This is a genomic window from Rhodococcus sp. DMU1, from assembly GCF_012272955.1.
GTDB classification, from domain to species: Bacteria; Actinomycetota; Actinomycetes; order Mycobacteriales; family Mycobacteriaceae; genus Rhodococcus; species Rhodococcus aetherivorans.
This window is the reverse complement of sequence record NZ_CP050952.1, coordinates 783,649-797,447: the sequence shown is the minus strand read 5'-3', so window position 1 is coordinate 797,447 and position 13,799 is coordinate 783,649. Positions and strand designations below refer to the sequence as shown.

At 72.9% G+C, this 13,799-nt stretch carries 15 protein-coding genes; 8 read left to right on the top strand and 7 right to left on the bottom strand.

The genetic code is table 11. The features are described from left to right. Positions 1 to 4: 4 nt before the first annotated feature. Entirely contained in the window at positions 5 to 565 is a 561-nt protein-coding gene (locus HFP48_RS03695; RefSeq protein WP_029540763.1) for a PaaI family thioesterase, read from the bottom strand. Between the two features lie 97 nt (positions 566 to 662). Here HFP48_RS03695 and disA point away from each other — a divergent pair, with 97 nt between their 5' ends. Beyond that, a complete protein-coding gene (gene disA, locus HFP48_RS03690) occupies positions 663 to 1,748 on the top strand; it encodes a DNA integrity scanning diadenylate cyclase DisA (protein WP_168579032.1) in 1,086 nt (361 codons plus the stop codon). 42 nt (positions 1,749 to 1,790) lie between these two features. Here disA and HFP48_RS03685 read toward each other — a convergent pair whose 3' ends face one another. Together HFP48_RS03685 and HFP48_RS03680 are read right to left on the bottom strand one after the other, a co-directional pair. Then, positions 1,791 to 2,567 carry a hypothetical protein gene (locus HFP48_RS03685; RefSeq protein WP_006947907.1) on the bottom strand — a complete coding sequence of 259 codons (777 nt, stop codon included), beginning with the start codon at positions 2,565 to 2,567 and terminating at the stop codon, positions 1,791 to 1,793. A 58-nt stretch (positions 2,568 to 2,625) separates the two neighbouring features. After that, entirely contained in the window at positions 2,626 to 3,252 is a 627-nt protein-coding gene (locus HFP48_RS03680; RefSeq protein ID WP_006947904.1) for a carbonic anhydrase, read from the bottom strand. A gap of 95 nt (positions 3,253 to 3,347) precedes the next feature. Between HFP48_RS03680 and HFP48_RS03675 the strand changes: the two genes are divergently transcribed. Next, positions 3,348 to 4,232, top strand: coding sequence for an A/G-specific adenine glycosylase (locus HFP48_RS03675; protein ID WP_168579031.1), 885 nt, complete (start codon positions 3,348 to 3,350; stop codon positions 4,230 to 4,232). 6 nt (positions 4,233 to 4,238) lie between these two features. Here HFP48_RS03675 and HFP48_RS03670 read toward each other — a convergent pair whose 3' ends face one another. Then, positions 4,239 to 4,979: an alpha/beta hydrolase gene (locus tag HFP48_RS03670; protein ID WP_168579030.1), complete on the bottom strand. Its 741-nt coding sequence runs from the start codon at positions 4,977 to 4,979 to the stop codon at positions 4,239 to 4,241. A gap of 32 nt (positions 4,980 to 5,011) precedes the next feature. Between HFP48_RS03670 and HFP48_RS03665 the strand changes: the two genes are divergently transcribed. Beyond that, a complete protein-coding gene (locus tag HFP48_RS03665; protein WP_006947900.1) occupies positions 5,012 to 5,338 on the top strand; it encodes an antibiotic biosynthesis monooxygenase in 327 nt (108 codons plus the stop codon). 10 nt (positions 5,339 to 5,348) lie between these two features. Next, positions 5,349 to 5,852 (top strand): DUF1990 domain-containing protein, encoded by a 504-nt coding sequence (locus HFP48_RS03660; protein ID WP_006947899.1) that lies wholly within the window; start codon positions 5,349 to 5,351, stop codon positions 5,850 to 5,852. A 79-nt stretch (positions 5,853 to 5,931) separates the two neighbouring features. Here the strand turns inward: HFP48_RS03660 and HFP48_RS03655 are convergent, their stop codons facing one another. Then, the gene (locus HFP48_RS03655; protein ID WP_006947898.1) at positions 5,932 to 6,372 is read right to left on the bottom strand and encodes an OsmC family protein; all 441 of its coding nucleotides are present in this window, start codon (positions 6,370 to 6,372) and stop codon (positions 5,932 to 5,934) included. 133 nt (positions 6,373 to 6,505) lie between these two features. Here HFP48_RS03655 and HFP48_RS03650 point away from each other — a divergent pair, with 133 nt between their 5' ends. Further along, positions 6,506 to 7,123, top strand: coding sequence for a YrhK family protein (locus tag HFP48_RS03650; protein ID WP_168579029.1), 618 nt, complete (start codon positions 6,506 to 6,508; stop codon positions 7,121 to 7,123). A gap of 48 nt (positions 7,124 to 7,171) precedes the next feature. Beyond that, entirely contained in the window at positions 7,172 to 10,030 is a 2,859-nt protein-coding gene (locus HFP48_RS03645; protein ID WP_168579028.1) for a BTAD domain-containing putative transcriptional regulator, read from the top strand. A 22-nt stretch (positions 10,031 to 10,052) separates the two neighbouring features. On the opposite strand, the gene HFP48_RS03640 is transcribed toward HFP48_RS03645, so the two are convergent. Then, positions 10,053 to 11,252, bottom strand: a complete 1,200-nt coding sequence (locus HFP48_RS03640) for an acyl-CoA dehydrogenase family protein (protein WP_168579027.1) — start codon at positions 11,250 to 11,252, stop codon at positions 10,053 to 10,055. Between the two features lie 106 nt (positions 11,253 to 11,358). Between HFP48_RS03640 and HFP48_RS03635 the strand changes: the two genes are divergently transcribed. Then, on the top strand, positions 11,359 to 12,123 hold the full coding sequence (locus HFP48_RS03635) for a PIG-L deacetylase family protein (protein WP_168579026.1): 765 nt from the start codon (positions 11,359 to 11,361) through the stop codon (positions 12,121 to 12,123). Between the two features lie 9 nt (positions 12,124 to 12,132). Here HFP48_RS03635 and HFP48_RS03630 read toward each other — a convergent pair whose 3' ends face one another. Beyond that, positions 12,133 to 13,080, bottom strand: a complete 948-nt coding sequence (locus HFP48_RS03630; RefSeq protein WP_006930367.1) for a WYL domain-containing protein — start codon at positions 13,078 to 13,080, stop codon at positions 12,133 to 12,135. Between the two features lie 93 nt (positions 13,081 to 13,173). Between HFP48_RS03630 and HFP48_RS03625 the strand changes: the two genes are divergently transcribed. Then, positions 13,174 to 13,767 (top strand): TIGR03086 family metal-binding protein, encoded by a 594-nt coding sequence (locus HFP48_RS03625; RefSeq protein WP_029540731.1) that lies wholly within the window; start codon positions 13,174 to 13,176, stop codon positions 13,765 to 13,767. Positions 13,768 to 13,799 lie beyond the last annotated feature (32 nt).

Here is a 13,799-nt window from a genome sequence, read left to right as displayed (position 1 = left end):
GCGGCTACACGGACGAGGTGCCGTGCGGCGACCTGGGTACCCCGTCGACGAAGTCCTTGGCCCTGTCGAAGTGCTGCGCGCCGACGGTGAGGAACAACCCGCGCGACGTCGCGACGACGACGTCCGGGTCGGCGAACGGTCCCTCGACGATGCGGGCCTCCGCGCTGGTGTACACCTTGCGGCGCACCGTCCCGTCGATCCGGGCGCGCAGCTCGAGCACCGACCCGAGCGGGATAGGCTTGGCGAAGTCGATCTGCAGGTGGCCGGTGACGACGGGCCGGCGCAGCACCATGCATGCCATGCCCTGCGCCTCGTCGAACGCCGTGCTCAGGATCCCGCCGTGGATGAAGCCGGGACCGCCCTGGTAGCGGTTCGCGACGTCGAGCATGCCGGTGATCTCGAGACCCTCGCCGAACGTGAACTGCATCGCCATTCCCGCGGGCTGGTCGTCGCCGCAGCCGAAGCACTTGCTCCAATGGGACGGAATCGGCGCGCCTGCCCCGGGATGGTCGTCGGGAAGCTTGGGAAGGGTGAGGTCGTCGGGCAGGGTCCAGGTACCGCTCATGGGGCAGTAATCTAGTCGGCGGTTCGGTCGGCTCCACCCGGCGGACCGACACGAAGTGACGTTCGCCGCACCGGCCGGACACGGGAAGGATCCATCGATGACCGATGTGGCACCGTCCGTGACGCTGCGCGAGACCATCGCCCGGCTCGCGCCCGGCACCGCCCTGCGCGACGGACTCGAGCGCATCCTGCGCGGCCGCACCGGAGGCCTGATCGTTCTCGGGTTCGACGACGACGTGGCAGCGCTGTGCGACGGCGGCTTCGAGCTGGACGTGGAGTTCGCCCCCACCCGGCTGCGGGAGCTGTCGAAGATGGACGGAGCGGTCGTGGTGTCCACCGACGGCGGCCGCATCGTCAGGGCCAACGTGCAGCTGGTACCCGATCACCGGATCCCCACCGTCGAATCCGGCACGCGGCACCGCGCCGCCGAGCGCACCGCGATTCAGACGGGCTACCCGGTGGTGTCGGTGAGCCAGTCGATGAGCATCGTGACCGTCTACGTCGACGGCCAGCGGCACGTGATCAACGATTCGGCGACCATTCTCTCCCGCGCCAACCAGGCCGTCGCGACGCTCGAGCGCTACAAGTCGCGGCTGGACGAGGTCACCCGGCAGCTGTCGGTGGTGGAGATCGAGGACTTCGTGACGCTGCGCGACGCGCTCACCGTCGCGCAGCGGCTCGAGATGGTGCGCCGCGTTTCGGTGGAGATCGAACAGGAGGTGCTCGAACTGGGCACCGACGGGCGGCAGCTGGCACTGCAGCTCGAGGAGCTGGTGGGAGACAACGACCTGGCCCGGCAGCTGATCGTGCGGGACTATCTGGCCGGCACCGACGCGCCGCAGCTCGTCGCCGTCGAGCAGACCCTCGCCGCGCTGGACCGGCTCACCGACGTCGATCTGCTGGATCTGACGACGTTGGCGCGCGTGTTCGGGTATCCGGGCACGATCGAGGCGCTGGACGCGGCGACGAGTCCGCGCGGTTACCGCGTGCTGCATCGGGTGCCGCGGCTGCAGTCGTCGCAGATCCATCGGCTGGTCGGCTCGTTCGGGAGCCTGCAGGGCCTGCTGGCGGCGACGGCGGCGGACCTGCAGTCCGTGGAGGGCATCGGCGGGCTGTGGGCCCGCTACATCCGCGAAGGGCTGTCGCGGCTGGCGGAATCGTCCATCAGCGGCCCGTACGACTGATCCGCGAGCACGGCGGCGCGCCGGTCGGGCGGTGTCGGCCGGTCAGGCGATGTTGAACGGCTCCGGCGTGCTGCGCAGGCCCCCGAGCTGGCCGACCACGGTGTAGGCCCCGGCCGGAACCCGTTCCCGCGGTGCCTGGCAACCGGGCTCGGAGGTCGTTCCGGACCACTTCACCGCGAAGGCGGCCTGGTCACCCGGGGCCAGCTTGCGCACATCGGCGGTGGACTCGGGGAAGCAGTCGGTGTTCGCCCACAACCGCCGGCTGCCGTCGAGCGAGTAGACCAGCACCTGCTGCAGGCCCGCGCCGAGGTCGCGCTCGCAGGCGGCCGTGCCGATGTTCGTGATGACGATGGTGAACTCGGGCTCCTCGCCCACCTGGTAGTTGGGCCGGTCCGCGGTCACCCGCACGGCGAGCGACTGGTCCGGGCACTGCCCGGCCGCGACGGCGGACGCACTCGCCGCCGCGGAACTCGAGGACCCGGCGGACCCCGACGTCGTGCTCGACTGCGACGACCCCGACTGCGACGACCCCGACTGCGACGACCCCGAATCGGAGCCTCCGGAGGACCCGCCGGGGCCGGCGGCGGCGACGCCGTCGGCCTCCTCGCTCCCGGTGCTGCTGGTGGGTGTGCGGGTGGTGCTGGTCTCGGACGTCAGGACGCCGGCGGCCGCCGGGTCGGGCTCCGGGTCGTCGCCCCCGCCGGTCAGGGACAGGACGAGCCACACGACGAGCGCGAGCACGACCACGCCGACACCCACGGCGAGCGCGCGTCGACGCCAGTAGATCTCGGGGGGCAGCGGCCCGGTCGGTTCAAGCACGCCTCACACGGTATGTGCCACCGGCGAGGCGTCGCCGCACCGAAGTCGGCGTGTCGCGTCAGTCGACGGTCACACCGATGTCGCCGACGTGTCCCTGCAACTGGACGTGACCGTCGGAGAGCTTGTAGGTCACGCCCGCGATGGCGCACTGCCCCTTGGCGATGCGCTCGGCGATGATCTGGGACCGCTGGCTGAGCAACTTCCCGGTCTCCACCACGTGGCGGCCCTCGAGCTCGTCGACCGTGGACAGCCCGTCGTTGCGGCCCATGAGAATCGACGGCGCGACGCGCTCGACGATGTCCCGGATGAATCCCGGCGGGATGTCTCCCTTGTCGAGGGCGTCCAGGGTGGCCTTGACCGCGCCGCAGCTGTCGTGACCGAGCACGACGATCAACGGCACGTTCAGCACGCCGACCGCGTACTCGATCGAACCGAGCACCGCGCTGTCGATCACGTGTCCGGCGGTGCGCACGACGAACATGTCGCCGAGGCCCTGGTCGAAGATGATCTCGGCGGCCACCCGCGAGTCGCCGCATCCGAAGAGCACCGCGATGGGGTGCTGCTCGTTGACGAGGGTGGCACGGTGGTCGATGCCCTGGCTGGGGTGCAGCGGGGTACCACTGACGAAACGCTGGTTACCCTCGGTCAGGGCCTTCCACGCGGATATGGGGTTGGAGTTAGGCATAAGGGCATTATCCATCCCTTACTGTGACGCATCCCGCTCGGTGGAGTTACCGCGGGGCTAAATCGGGCCGACAACGGGACGGGAGGATGTGAGAGATGCCGGTCGACGCGACCGCCCTGCTGCGCTGGTACGCCGCCGAGGCGAGGGATCTGCCGTGGCGCGAGGAGGGCGTCACCGGGTGGCAGATCCTGATGAGCGAGGTGATGCTGCAGCAGACGCCGGTGGCCCGCGTGGCACCGATCTGGCTGGAGTGGGTGCAGCGGTGGCCGGTGCCGTCGATGATGGCCGCGACGAGCCAGGCCGACGTCCTGCGCGCCTGGGGCAGGCTCGGATATCCGCGCCGGGCGCTGCGGCTGCACGAGTGCGCCGGGGTCCTGGCCACCGAGCACGGCGACGTGGTCCCTGCCGACGTGGACGTGCTGCTGTCGCTGCCGGGCATCGGCGCGTACACGGCGCGGGCGGTCGCCTGCTTCGCGTACGGCCGGCGCGTCCCGGTGGTGGACACGAACGTCCGTCGCGTCGTCGCGCGGGCGGTGCACGGTGCCGCCGAACCCGGTAATCCGTCGGTCACCCGGGACCTGGCCGACGTCGAATCGCTCCTGCCGCGAACCCGCGAGCGGGCGGCGACGTTCTCCGCAGCCCTGATGGAACTCGGTGCGACCATCTGCACGGCCCGCTCGCCCGACTGCGCCCGGTGCCCGCTGCCGCGGTGCGCATGGGTGGAGGCCGGCCGGCCCGCCCACGACGGCCCGCCGCGACGGGTGCAGAAGTTCACGGGCACCGACCGTCAGGTGCGGGGCAAGCTCATGGCGGTGCTGCGCGAGAGCGACGTCCCGGTCGAGCGGCCGGTGCTGGACCGGGTGTGGCTCACGGATCCGGGGCAGCGCGACCGGGCGCTGCACTCGCTGCTCGTGGACGGTCTCGTGGAACAGACCGACGACGGACGTTTCGCGCTCGCCGGCGAAGGCCTCGCCGGCTAGGCGTGATCAGGCGAGGGTACGGAGGAATCGTTCGACCTCGGCGCGGTATTCGTCGGGGCGTTCGTCGTGCACCAGGTGCCCTGCGCCCGGAATCCGGGCGTACCGGGCCCCGGGGTGCTCGTCGGCCATCCGCCGCATCTGTCCTTCCGGGGTGATGGTGAACTCCCCCTCGACGAGCAGGGCAGGCACCGAGATCGACCGCCACTGGTCCCAGAAGTGCCGGGCGCCCCACTCCTCGGAGATGTCGCGGAAGGTGGCCACCTCGCCGTGCAGGTACCAGCCGTCGGCCCGATGCTCGAAGGAGTCGAGGAAGTACCGGCCGGCGACGTCGCCGAAGTAGCCGACGACCGCCTCCTCGTCCGGGAACGGCTGCGGCCACCGCGCGATCATCGCGGCCCAGTCCGCCGCGGTGCGGCCCCGGAAGTCGGGGGCCATGTCCTCGACGACGAGCGCGGCCACCCGGCCGGGGTGCGCGGCGGCGAAGCACCACCCGTGCAGGGCGCCCATCGAGTGCCCGATCACCACCAGCGGTTCACCGATGCCGTCGAGGTGCGCGGCGAGGTCTGCGACGAACGCCTCAGTGGTGAGCCGATCCGGGGCGGGACGGCCGTGGCCGGCGGCGTCGAAGGTGTGGACGTGGCCGTGCGCGCGCAGCCACGGCAACTGCCGGCGCCACGTGCGGGAGCTGCCCATCAGGCCGTGCAGCAGCAGGATCGGCCGCCCGGAACCACCTTCGTCGTGCAACACAACCGCCAAGGTAGCGGAGTACGCTCGCCGCCATGGCAGTGGTGAAGATCAATGCAATCGAGGTCCCCGAGGGCGCGGGCCCGGAACTGGAGACGCGCTTCGCGCACCGCGCGCACACCGTGGAGAACTCGCCCGGTTTCCTCGGTTTCCAGCTCCTGCGGCCGGTGCAGGGCGAGACGCGCTACTTCGTGGTGACCCAGTGGGAGTCGGAGGAGGCGTTCGCGGCGTGGCGGGACGGCCCGGCCCGGCAGGCGCACGCCGGTGAGGCGAAGCGGCCGGTCGCGTCGGGGGCGTCGCTGCTCGAATTCGAGGTCGTGCTCGACGTGAAGGCCGCCGGCGAGGACACCGATCAGGGCTGAGCGCGCCGCCGTGAACGCGCAGCGCTCGTTCAACTACCCGCACGTCGGCGCCACGCGCGGCAGGGTTCCGGCAGGGTTCCGGCACGCGCACCTCACCCGCCGCCTCGGCTCGGGCGACGTCGCGTTCCGTACCGCCGTTCGGGCACTGGAAAGCTGGAACATGCAGCGGCATGCGGGGTTTCGCGTCGATGCGAATACTCCGCGGCCGCGGGCGGGGCTGGAGGTACGGCTGGATCCACGGTTCGGTCCGGCGCGCTGGGGTGCGTGGTGCCGCGTGGTCTACGTCGTCGACGAGCCGGATCGCCGCGGTTTCGCGTACGGCACCCTCGACGGTCACCCCGTCAGCGGTGAGGAGGCGTTCGTCGTCGAGCGACGGCCCGACGGCGCGGTGTTCGGCCACATCAGCGCCGTCTCCCGCCCCGGCCGATGGTTCACCCGCCTCGGCGCGCCGGTCCTGCCGCTCGCTCAGCGGTGGATGATGGGCCGCTACCTCGACGCGCTCGCCGGACGGTGACCCACACCGCGGGTGCGCGGGTGCCGGGGACGACACGGTCGTCGCCGCAGCGGGTGCGCACCCGCGGTGGTGGAATCGCTCAGGATTCGAGTGCCGCGTCGAGCGTGATGTCCACCCCGGTCAGTGCCTTGCTGACCGGGCAGCCCTCCTTGGCCCCCTGCGCGGCCTTCGCGAACCCGTCGGCATCGAGGCCGTCGACCTCGCCGCGCACCGTCAGCTTGATGCCGGTGAGCCGGAAACCGCCGTCCGGGTCGGGGCCGAGCGAGACGTCGGCCGTGACGTCGAGGCTCTGCGGCGTGCCGCCGGCCTCGGCGATCAGCGCCGAGAGCTGCATCGCGTAGCACGACGAGTGTGCCGCGGCGATGAGCTCCTCCGGACTGGTGGTGCCACCGGCGTCCTCGGCGGCCCGCTTGGGGAACGAGACGTCGAACGTGGCGCGGCCGGAGCTGGTGAGTTCGACCTGTCCGGCGCCGTCCTGCAGGCCACCGTTCCAGGCGGTGCGAGCGGTACGTGTGGGCATCGATCGGTCCCTTCGTCGTGGGGTGTCCTCCCCCGCCGAACCTACGCCACGTCGCGCAGCCCGGCTCCGGTTCTGCACGGCGGCGGGCCGCCCCTCTGCACGGCGGCGGGCCGCGCCCGCTAGGTTCGCGGGTGTGTTCACCCGGCCGACGCTGCGCCGCGAGTCGCGGCTGTTCGTCATCGGCTCCGCCCTGTTCGCCGCCGGTTCCGGCGGCGTGCTCGTCCTCCCCGCCGCCACCTCGAATCTGCTCTACTTCGTGGGCTCGTGGTTCTTCACCGCGGCAGCGACCGTGCAACTGCTGCTGACGCACCGCCCGCCCGCGGCGACGCGCGTGGACCGGTACGACTGGTGGTCGGCCGCGGTGCAGTGGGCGGGCACACTCACGTTCAACGTGAGCACCGGATTCGCGCTCGTCGCCGGCCTGACGGCGTCCGAGGAGCGGAACCTGGTGTGGCGGCCCGACGCCGTCGGGTCGGTGTGCTTCCTCGTCAGCAGCGCACTGGCGGTGGTGGCCACCACAGACACCGATGCGCTGTGGGATCCGCACGCCCGCAACTGGCGCAGCACGTGGCTGAACATGCTCGGTTCGCTCGCATTCGGCGCCTCGGCCGTCGGCGCCCACATCGATCCGGCCGGCGAAACACTCGCGCCGCGGCTCGCGGACCTCGGCACGTTCGTCGGGGCGGTGTGCTTCCTCGTCGCGGCGCTGTGGATGCGGCCCGCCGATCCGCCGGAACCGCATCGCACGTGAAGGCCCCGGGTCTCGGCAGGAGACCGGCGGGAGTGGTCCAATGGTTCCGTGGTCACGGGTGGCGACCGGGCGCGAGTCGAGGTACTCGGCCCGCTCCGCGTGCTGGATGCGGATCGGCGCGACATCACTCCCGACGGGCTGCTGCAGCGACGCCTGCTGGCACTGCTGGTGCTCCGGCGGGGCCGGGTGGTGCCGGCGCACTCCGCCGTCGATGCCCTGTGGCCGTCCAGGCGACCGGCGGATCCGGCCGCCGCCCTGCAGAACCACATGTTCCGGCTTCGCCGTGGTCTGCCCGACGGCCTGATCGAGTCCGTCGGTGAGGGCTATCGGCTCGATCCGGCCGGTGTCGAGGTCGACGCCGACCGGCTCGTGGTGGCCCTGAGCGCGGGGGCGACGGGGGATGCGGGCGTGTCGGCCGAGATCGACGCCGTGCTCGCGCGCTGGCAGGGCCCCGCCTACCCCGAACTCGACGAGGTGGACGAGGCCCGGGCCGAGGCGACGCGGCTGGAGGAGCTGCGTTCCCGGGCCCACGAGGTCCGGGCCGAGGTGCGGCTCGGACGGGGCGACACCGACGGCCTCGTTGCCGAACTGGTGGCGCTCGCCGACGCGCAGCCGCTGCGGGAACGGCCGCGCGCGCTGCTGATGACGGCGCTCGCGGCGACCGGACGCCGGGCCGAGGCGCTACGGGTCTACGACGACTTCCGGCGGCTGCTCGGCGACGAGCTGGGCATCGAACCGTCGCCGGCACTGGCGGCTCACCACGCGGAACTGCTCGCCGGTGCCGCCGACCGGGCGTGGGCGCCGGTGGGCCGGTTGCCGGTTCCGGCGACGTCGCTCGTCGGCCGGGACGCCCTGGCGGTGGCGGTGACCGAGCTGGCGGAGTCCGGGCGCCTGGTGACCCTGGTCGGTCCGGGCGGGGTCGGCAAGACCCGGTTGCTCCTCGAGGTCGGGCACCGGCTCCGGGCCGCCCGACCGGATCGGCCGGTGGTGTTGTGCGAATTGGCCACTGCCGACCCGGACTCCGCGGTCGACGTGGCCGCCGCCGCCCTGCGGATCGACGCCCGTCCCGGCACCTCCCTCGCCGAGCGGGTGGCCGACGTGCTGGGCGACACCGAGCTCGTGCTGCTGCTCGACAACTGTGAGCACGTGCTCGATCCGATCGCCGCTGTCGTCGAACGCCTGCTCGCCACCTGCGCGCACGTGCGGATCGTGGCAACGAGCCGGGAGCGGCTCCGAGTCGTAGGCGAGCACGTCCGCCAGGTGCCGACGCTGTCGTACGACGGCGAGGACGCACCGGCCGTGCGGTTGTTCGAGGAGCGGGCGCGGGCCGTCGTCCCGGGCTTCGAGCCGGACGGGCGAGAACTCGCCTGCATCGCCGAGATCGTGCGGCGCCTGGACGGGTTGCCGTTGGCGATCGAGCTGGCAGCCGCGTGCCTGCACACCCATGAGGTCGCGGAGGTCGCCGCGGGCCTGGACCACCGCTTCGAGCTGCTGGCGTCGGGGTACCGCACGTCGCCGCGGCACGGGTCGCTGGCCGCGGCGGTGTCGTGGTCGTTCGGGCTGCTCGCGGAGGATCTGCAGCGGACCTTCGCGGAACTGTCGGTGTTCTCGGGCTCGTTCGACGCGGCCGACGCCGCGGCGGTCTGCGGCACGGATCCGGGGACGGTCACCGCGGCGTTGACACACCTCGTGGAGCGCTCGCTGGTGCTGCGGATACCCGGCCGCCGGTACATGCTGCTCGAGACGCTGCGGGCGTTCGGCGCCGAACAACTCACCCGCGAGGACCGGGTCGACCTCGTCGCGGAACGGCACGCCCGGCACCTGGCCGACTGGGTCGACCGGGCGGATTCACGACTGCTGCAGCCGGGCGAGCAGGTCCTGGCGCAGATCGATGCCGCCGTACCGGAGTTGCGCAGCGCGCTCGGCTGGTTGCTCGACCACGACGAGGTCGCGCTCGCGGGTCGTCTCGTCAATGCCCTGCTGGACTACGGGATCTTCCGGCTGCGACCGGACGTGCTGGGCTGGGCGCGGCTGGTGATCGACGCCGATCCGGAGGGCCGGAGCCCGTTCGCCGCGCGCGTGCGGGTGGTGGCCGCCTACGCGGCATGGATGTCCGGCGACGTGGCCGAGACGGGCCGGCTCAGCGCCGCTGCGTTGCGCGCCGTCGAGCGGGCGAAGACCGAGCCGGCGGCGGAGGCGATGACCGTTCGCGGGAGCTACGAGTTGTTCGAGGGGCATCTCGACGAGGCCGCCGCCTGGTACCGGCGGGCCGCCGCGGCCGCCGCGAACGACCCGGCGCAGCGGCTCATGGCGCGTGCCACCGAGCTGCTGCCGTTGGGCTATGCGGGTGACCCGGCCGCCGTCGAGCAGGCCGAGGCCCTCCTCGCCGAGGTCGCCGACGCACGCACCCCGCACGCCGCGTATGTCTGGCACTGCGCCGGGGAGGCGGATCTGGCAGTCGACGTCGAACGGGCCCGCGCGCGCTTCGCTCGGGCACTGGACATCGCGGAACAGACGAACGCCTCGTTCGTGACCGGTCTCGCCGGCGCGTCGAAGGCGTCCATCGACGCCCGGATCGGTGACCCGGCGGCCGCCGCCGACGAGTACCGGCGCCTGATCCCGCACTGGCGGCGCGCCGGGATGTGGTCGACGCAGTGGACGATGCTGCGCTCGATCGCCGGGCTTCTCGAACGCCTGGACCGCTACCGCGACGCCGCGGTGCTCGAGGGGGCCGTGCGCGCGACCGCGGCCGGTCATCGCATCTTCGGCGCCGACGAGGTGGCCCTGGACGAGCTCGGCGCGCGACTGCGCGCCGCGCTCGGCGACGACGCGTACGAGGCGGCGCGACGACACGGCGCGATGCTCGACGGCGAGGCCGCCGCCGAGCATGCGCTCCGCGCGCTGTGACCGCCCGGGCCGGGGCGCGACCTCACCACCTGGGCTGTTCGCCGAGAATGCCGAGCAGCGACTTGCCGACGAGTTCGTGGGTGAGCGCGTCGTTGCCGGGGTGGAATCCCCCGCACCGCACGTCGCGGTAGAGGCGTTCGAGCTCGTTCCCGGTGAACATGCCGGCGCCACCGGCCACGTCGAGGGCGATGTCGACGACCCGTTTGGCCGCTTCCACCGCCCGCCACTTCATCGCATACACCTTGGGCACCCACTCGTCGCCGTGGTCCGTGCCGGCCACCCAGTCCGCGACGAACCGGTCGAGCGTCGCCGAGGCGGCGTCCAGCTCGAGATACATCTCCGCGACCTGGTGCTGCACGAACGGGTTGTACGCGTACGCGCCCCGCTCGATCGCCACCGAGGTCTTGCGCCGGGCGCTGCGGACGGCGAGTTCCAGGGCGCGGTCGGCGATCCCCAGGTACACCGCCGCCATGAGCGAGAGCGGCCACATCGTCATCGCCACGAGGAACGGGTCGCTGCCGTCGCCCGCGGGGACGACCCGCCCGATGCGGTCGTCGGGCACGAAGACGTCGTCGAGAACCGTGTCGTGGCTCTGCGTCGGCCGCATGCCGAGGGTGTCCCACGTCTCCACGACCTTCACCCCCGCGCTGCCTCGTTCGACGAAGGCGTGCACGATGTGCGGCCCGCCCGCCGCGTCCGCGTCGACGGCGTGCGCGCCGAGCCACCGCCACGCCGGACCGTTGGAGCCGAACTGTTTGCGGCCGGTGAGCCGGTAGCCGCCCGCCACGCGCTGCGCCCGGCACGTCGACAGCAGCACCGGGATGTCGTTGCCCGTCTCGGCGTGTCCGGCGGCGAACACGTCGCCGGCCACCGCGGCCTCCAGGATCCAGCGGAGCGACGTGTCGCCCGTGCGTTCCAGTTCGGTGGCGATCCCGATCCAGTAGGAGTGCATCGTCATCGCCAGCGCGGTCGCCGGGGCGTAGCGGGCGAGGCGCCGCTGGCTCGCGGCCAGCCGGGCCAGATCGAGGCCCCATCCCCCGTAGCGGGTGGGTACGGCGGCGCCGAGATAGCCGGCGGCCCGCAGCTCGGCGAGGTCCTCGTCGAAGTAGGAGTTGGACCGGTCGAGTTCGCCGGCACGGGATCGGAACCGCTCCAGCATCTCGGTCGGCAACTCGGCCGCGGTCCGGTTCCGGGTGGGGTTCAGGGTGAGTGTGGTGTCCATGGCCACGACGATGCGCCCGCCTGCTCTCACCGCGCTCCCACCGGATCCCAGCGCGCCGAGAGCGCGCGGGAGCGCCGGGGCAGGGCCCGCACGGACCGTGAGAGGCATGAACGCGACGACATCCCTGCCCCTGCCCGGGACGATCCTGTCGATCTGGGCCCACCCCGACGACGAGACCTACCTCGCCGCCGGCGTCATGGCCGCCGCCCGCGACGACGGCCGGCGCGTCGTGTGCGCCTCGGCCACCGCCGGCGAGCACGGAACCGCCGACCCCCGCTCGTGGCCTCCGGAGCGGCTGGGCCGGGTCCGCCGCTGGGAAGCGGCCGCCGCCATGGCCGTCCTCGGTGTCGAAGAGCACCACGTCCTCGGCCTGCCGGACGGTGCCCTCGCCGAGCACGAGGACACCGGTCTCGCGTGGGCCGGACGGCTCCTCGACGACGTCCGCCCCGGCACGATCCTGACCTTCGGTGCCGACGGGATGACCTACCACCCCGACCACACCGCCGTGCACCGCTGGGTCACCCGGGCCTGGCGTGACCGCGGTTGCCGTTCCCGGCTGCTGTATGCCACCCCCACCGTGGAGCATCTCGACCGGTTCCGGGACCTCTACGAGGAATGGGGCATGTACATGAGCGACGAGCGCCCCACGGGCGTGCGCGAAGAGCGGCTCGCGGTCCACGTCCGGCTGCACGGGCTCGCGCTCGACCGCAAACTCACCGCGCTGCGGGCCATGGCGACCCAGACCGCCGACCTCGTCGCGCGGATCGACCCGGCGGTCTACGCGGCCCAGATCGCGGAGGAGGCGTTCGTCGCCGCCCCTCGCGTCCCGGACCGCGGCGATGCGGCGACGAGAACCGCAGTGGCGCGGTGACGGGCCGGGCTACCGGTGCCGCTCGGCGAGGCGCTCGGCCGACGACCGGACCTGCTCCCGGAGTTCGGGCGGCCCGAGCAGCTCGGCGTCGTCGCCGAGTTGCCACATCGCGGCGCCGGCGTGGGTGGCCCCGCCGAACTCCGCCTCGGCCTCCCACCAGCCGTCGCCGGTGGGCCGCTGCGCGACGACGCGGATCGCGATCGCCGCGAGGTCTTCCCGGCGCCGGTCCCGGATCCGCACCGCGGCGGTGACCGTGCCCAGACCGGCCCGGAACTCGGTGCGGCGCCGCTGCCAGATCCGGGCGAGGTCGACGTCGGGTGGGCGGTGAGCCGCGGTGTCGAGCGGTTGCACCCGTTCCATGCGGGAGAGGCGGTAGGTGCGTTCGGCGCCGCGATGCAGCGCCACCAGATACCAGCGGCCCGCCGCGCTGACCAGCCCGAGCGGGTCGACCGTCCGCCACCGCGCCTCGGCGCCACGGGAGCGGTAGCGGATGCGCAGGCGGCGATCGGTGAACACGGCCTGCTGGACGACGCCGAGGTGCTCGTCCCGCCGGTGATCGACCACCCACCCCGACGAGCTGACGACGATCCGCTCCCCGACCCGCGCGGCGGCGGTGCGCTGCGCCTCGGGCAGCGCGACGGTCACCTTCCGCATCGCCGAGGCGAACGCGGAGGCCATGCCGAGCGAGTCGGGGGTGGCCGACGCGCTCGCCGCGAGCAGGGCGGTCGCCTCGTCGACGGTCAGGCCGGTCAGGTCGGTGGTGAAGCCGGGGAGCAGCGCGAAACCGCCGTCGCGTCCGCGTTCGGCGTAGACGGGGATCCCGGCCGCCGACAGGGCCTCGACGTCGCGCAGCACGGTGCGCACCGAGACCTCGAGTTCCCTGGCGATCGCGGGCGCGGTCATCCGGCCCCGGTGTCGCAGCAGCAGGACCAGGGACAGCAACCGATCGGCTCGCACCTGCCGAACTCTCCCAGAAATACATGACAGAAGGTGTCGTGTTTCGCGCGCAGGATCGTGTCCGGCAGCAACCACACGACCGAAAGGCCCGACATGAGCACCGCGTCCGACCCCCGTCCCCTCTACCGCGACGCCCTGGCGTGGGTGGCCACGCTGATCGACGAGGTCCGCCCCGAGCAGATGACCGACCCGACGCCCTGCCCGGACTACGACGTGCGCGCGCTGCTCGGCCACCTCGTCGCCACCGTCGATCGCGGCCGCGTGATCGGCAGCGACGGCGACCCGCTGAGCGTTCCGGAGTTCCTGACCGGCGTGCCCGACGACGCGTGGCGCGCCGAACTCGAGCGGGCGCAGGCCCACTACCGGAAGGTGTGGAGCGACGACGACCTGCTCGACCGGCCCGTCGTCGCGCCGTGGGGAACGGTGCCCGGCCGCGCCGCGGTGCTGAGCAATCTCAACGAGGCCCTCGTGCACGGCTGGGATCTCGCCGTCGCCACGGGACTGCCGGCCGAGCCGGATCCGGTGCTCGTGGAGGCCGCGTTCGTCGTCGCGCGCAGCAAGATCCCCGCCTCCGTGCGCGGCGGACGGGTTCCCTTCGGCGCGGCCGTCGAGCCGGCGCCGGACGCGAGCCCCGTTGAGCGGCTCGCGAACTGGTCCGGGCGGGACACCGCGGCCTGGCGGCGCTGATCCCGACACACCAACGCCGACGGGCGGCACCC